The organism is Microvirga tunisiensis, assembly GCF_009296175.1.
Classification (GTDB): Bacteria; Pseudomonadota; Alphaproteobacteria; order Rhizobiales; family Beijerinckiaceae; genus Microvirga; species Microvirga tunisiensis.
The window spans coordinates 1-4,051 of record NZ_VOSK01000475.1 but is presented as its reverse complement, the minus strand read 5'-3'; the positions used below and the strand labels follow the sequence as shown (position 1 = coordinate 4,051).

Annotated in this window: 4 protein-coding genes; 3 read left to right on the top strand and 1 reads right to left on the bottom strand. The window is 59.3% G+C overall.

Features of this window, described 5'->3' with window-relative positions; genetic code table 11:
• Positions 1 to 377 precede the first annotated feature (377 nt).
• Complete coding sequence (locus tag FS320_RS39600; protein WP_338105669.1) at positions 378 to 1,295, bottom strand: zinc-dependent alcohol dehydrogenase family protein; 918 nt, start codon at positions 1,293 to 1,295, stop codon at positions 378 to 380.
• 210 nt (positions 1,296 to 1,505) lie between these two features.
• Here FS320_RS39600 and FS320_RS39595 point away from each other — a divergent pair, with 210 nt between their 5' ends.
• The 3 genes from FS320_RS39595 to FS320_RS39590 all read left to right on the top strand — a co-directional run bounded on the left by FS320_RS39595 (position 1,506) and on the right by FS320_RS39590 (position 3,841).
• Complete coding sequence (locus FS320_RS39595) at positions 1,506 to 2,501, top strand: aldo/keto reductase (RefSeq protein WP_152717892.1); 996 nt, start codon at positions 1,506 to 1,508, stop codon at positions 2,499 to 2,501.
• Positions 2,502 to 2,606: 105 nt separating this feature from the next.
• Positions 2,607 to 2,747 (top strand): hypothetical protein, encoded by a 141-nt coding sequence (locus FS320_RS45610; RefSeq protein ID WP_153885396.1) that lies wholly within the window; start codon positions 2,607 to 2,609, stop codon positions 2,745 to 2,747.
• 833 nt (positions 2,748 to 3,580) lie between these two features.
• A complete protein-coding gene (locus FS320_RS39590) occupies positions 3,581 to 3,841 on the top strand; it encodes a hypothetical protein (protein ID WP_152717890.1) in 261 nt (86 codons plus the stop codon).
• Positions 3,842 to 4,051 lie beyond the last annotated feature (210 nt).

Below are 4,051 nucleotides of genomic sequence, written 5' to 3'. Positions count from 1 at the left end.
TGCAGACCTTCCTCGATGCAATCCCGTTAGCGAAGGAGAAGATGATCGCCGCTTGAAAACATCATCGGACAGATGAGCCCGACCAACTCTCGGACGCCAAATGTCAGATCAAGTTCCAGCTACTACATGTAAAGCGACGTGCTCGGCTGCTCACAGTCGACGCCTTCATTGACTGACGATTCCAGGAGGGGAGCAAGACGAAAACGCCGCCTGCAACGGCCGGATGATGTAGCGACCCTGAACTGAAGCGAATTTGCGGAGGTCTGCACCAGATCGAACGGCGAAGCTTACACACTTCAGGTCCTGTCAGCTCAATCCACCTAAGCTGGCCAACCGCTTAGCCCCGTCTGTTTCGTTTGGCATACCACCGAGGCAACTCAGAACTCGATGATGATTTTCCCAAAGTGCTCTCCCGCTCTCATGCGTGCAAAAGCAGCCGGGGTTTGCTCAAAGGCAAAGCGGCGCTCATCAAGAACTGGATGAAGTTGAGCTCTCGTGCAGGCCCTCAGCATCGCCTCGAAGTCGGCGCGCGAGCCGAGCGTGACGCCTTGCATTCGGACCGCTCGCATTACAACGAGGGGGAGTGGCACGGCTGAAGCGGCAGCACCGGCCACGACCCCAATCAACGCAATGGTGCCACCAACGCGAACCGCTCGGATCGATTGTTCAAGGGTGCCAGCGCCCCCGATCTCGACAACAAGATCAACACCCTGCCCGCCCGTCAGGACTCTTGCTGGGCGGGACCAGACTGGCTCGTCCCGATAGTTGATCAGGTGATCGGCGCCAAGGGCTTTGGCTCTTGCCAGCTTCGCATCGGAAGAGGATGTGAGAATGACGGTGGCGCCCATCAACTTCGCAAATTGCAGTGCAAAGAGGGCAACGCCTCCGGTGCCTTGCACAAGTACCGTGTCACCTGGCCGGATACCTCCGAGCCTGACGATAGCGCTCCAAGCCGTCACGCCAGCGCATGGCAGGGCAGCGGCTTCCGCGTTGCTCAGGTAGTCAGGGATCGGCAGCAGGCCGCTCTCATCGAAGACGCGGTACTCGCACAGGACCCCGTCCAAGTTGGCGCCAAGGCCGGTAGCGAGCTTCTCGGTCGTCGGCTTGCCTTCGAGCCAGCCCTGGAAGAAGACCGGAACGACCCGATCCCCTGGTCTAAAATTCTTGACACGGGCGCCAACGGCTTCGACTATCCCTGCCCCATCGGAAACCGGAACCATCGGAAGGCGGAGCTTCGGATTGTAGGAGCCCTCCACCACCAACAGGTCACGGTAATTAAGGCTTGCCGCAGTCATCTGCACGAGCACCCGGCCCGGGCTGCGGAACGGGCCGTTCGGTCATGCTGAGGTGATCCAAGCCAAACCCATTTCTGATCTCAAACGCTCGCATGGATTGGATCCTCATCATCCAAGAAGTGCCATTTACGGCGATTTGGACTTGATCTCACGAACCGCAACTAGGAACTTCTGTATGGCTCTACGGTGTGAAACAGAAGGTATCAACTGATGAAGACGCGCAAACTCGGTCCTCACCTCGCCGTCTCGACAGTCGGGCTCGGCTGCATGGGAATGAGCCACGCCTATGGTGGCCAGGACGAGCAGGAGTCCATCCGCACGCTTCATCGGGCGATCGATCTTGGCGTCACCTTTTTCGACACAGCCGAGGTCTACGGCCCTTTCGAAAACGAAATCCTGGTCGGCAAGGCGCTGAAACCCTATCGCGACAAGGTGGTGATCGCCACCAAGTTTGGCTTCCGAATCGACACGAGCAAGAAGGACGCGGGTGCCATGGCCGGCCTCGACAGCCGGCCGGAGCATGTCCGCGAAGTGGCCGAGGCATCGTTGAAGCGGCTCGGGGTCGAGGTGATCGACCTGTTCTACCAGCATCGTGTCGATCCTAACGTGCCGATCGAGGAAACCATCGGTGCCATGGCGGACCTTGTGAGGGAAGGCAAAGTGCGCGCGCTGGGCCTTTCCGAGGCGGGAGCTGCCCAAATCCGCCGGGCCCATGCCGTCCATCCGATTTCCGCGCTTCAGAGTGAATATTCGCTCTGGACCCGCGATCCGGAAGGTGAAGTCCTGGACACTTGCCGTGAACTCGGTATCGGCTTCGTACCATTCAGCCCGCTCGGCCGCGGCTTCCTGACGGGTAAGATCCAGAAGCCCGAGGATTTCGGCACCGACGATTTCCGGCGGACGCTTCCGCGCTTCAATTCCGAGAACATGGCCTCCAACGCCTCGCTCGTAGCTCTGCTGGAGGAGATGGCGACGAAGAAAGGCGTGACGGCCGCACAGCTCGCGCTTGCCTGGGTCATCAACCAAGGAGATTTCATTGTGCCCATTCCCGGCGCAAGGAAAATCCCGCATCTGGAACAGAACGTCGCCGCCGCGGACATCACGATTTCACCGGAAGAGACAAAGGCACTTGGCGACATGCTGGCGCCGGAACAATTCGCCGGCAAACGCTATGGCGATGCAGCCATGTCTCTGACCAACAGATGAGCCAGGGTACTTTACCTCTGTGATGCGGGTGTTCTCCATTCACATCTCTTGGTTAATAGGGTCCGAGGAATCTGGAAATTCATCCTCGCCGCACCAAACGGAGACATGACCTATTCCCGCGATGCCACCGCCATCTCCGAGTTCACCGGCCAACCCGTGCGCTGGGAGATGGCCCCGCTACCTGCCGGCATCACCTCGATTGTCTGTATTGCCCTGATCTCCTCGACCACCAGAGCCCTGCGCTAAGAGACAGCACTCATTCAGGCGTCCACAATATGGCCACGGTTGGTGCGTGTTGTTGGGTCGTGCGCTCCTGCCCCCATGAGCGCCGCCGTCCTGAAAGAGCATCCGAACCCGATCTCCTCTTTCAGGGCGCGCGTCTATTCTGAGCGGCGTTGATGATCAGTGGGATGGGTCTAGGATTGGGGCGTGGTTGCCTTGCAGGATACCACAGGCGCCCTGGCTGAGGATTTGAGCGAACCTCTCTCGGTCGGGGCGTTTCTATTTGAGATCTACTCCGGAAGCTAAGAGCCACTCTTCCGTGATTTCGTGGCTGGCCTTCTGAGACGTTGAAGGCCAACGCCGGTCATTTACTCTCTCATTCGTGACTTGCGTTCTCCTGCTGAGACGAAAGCCACCAGCGCCCTGGCCAAGAGTTTACGCGAACACCTCGTGGCTGGGGCGCCCCAGCCACGACACCGAATATTTACCTTACCTGGTCAGGATGATCTCACCGGGCGCGTTGTGTGTCAGCCCGAACAGATGCGGAGCCCCACGCTCCGCTAAGCGCCTTGGTTGAGGTTCAAGACAGCCCTCAGCCGGGGCGTCGTTGTATCCGGGCTACTCCCCAAGCAGATATTCGAGCCCTTTTGGGACGGTGTGGCTTGGCCTATTGGGTCTGTTCTCTCCGCCGTGGTTCGTTAGCAGCTCCAACAACCACAGCGCCCTGGCTGGAGATGGGCGTGAACGGCCTCTTGGCAGCGGGGGCGCTTTGGTTACAGGCACTAAGCGCAGCAGGACATCCTTGCGCAAGCTTCCTTTCCTATGTGGGCTTCTCCCTCAGCCCCAGGACCTCCTGCATGAACCCTGCACTGCCTGAGCGTCGATCAAGTGAGCGATTTCCCACCGGCCTGGAGGGCTGGTTCCTAAGCGAGACCACTGGAGATCCGACCGTATGCACCGTCTGGGATCTGTCCAAGACTAGGGCGCGTCTCGTGGTCGATGACCCTGCTGATGTTCCCTTAGAGTTCGAACTGAAGATCCCGAACGAGGGAGCGATCCCCAAGGTCCGCCTGGTCTGGGTGAGCGGAAGCCACTACGGCGCGCGGTTTAAGGACTGATACGAACAACATGCGACGTTTCATGGCTCGCTGGTTAGGCGGAGGATCTTGCAAAACAGGCGTGTTCACACTTCCATGTGCTCTGCACGATCCGAACGCAATCGATGCATTGCGGTTTGGCACCAGGATTTCGTTCCGGTGGGTGGCGACCAGCAAGCCGCGCCGCTCCCGTTTGTCGGGGCCACCAGCGCGACAGTGGTAGGGTTCATG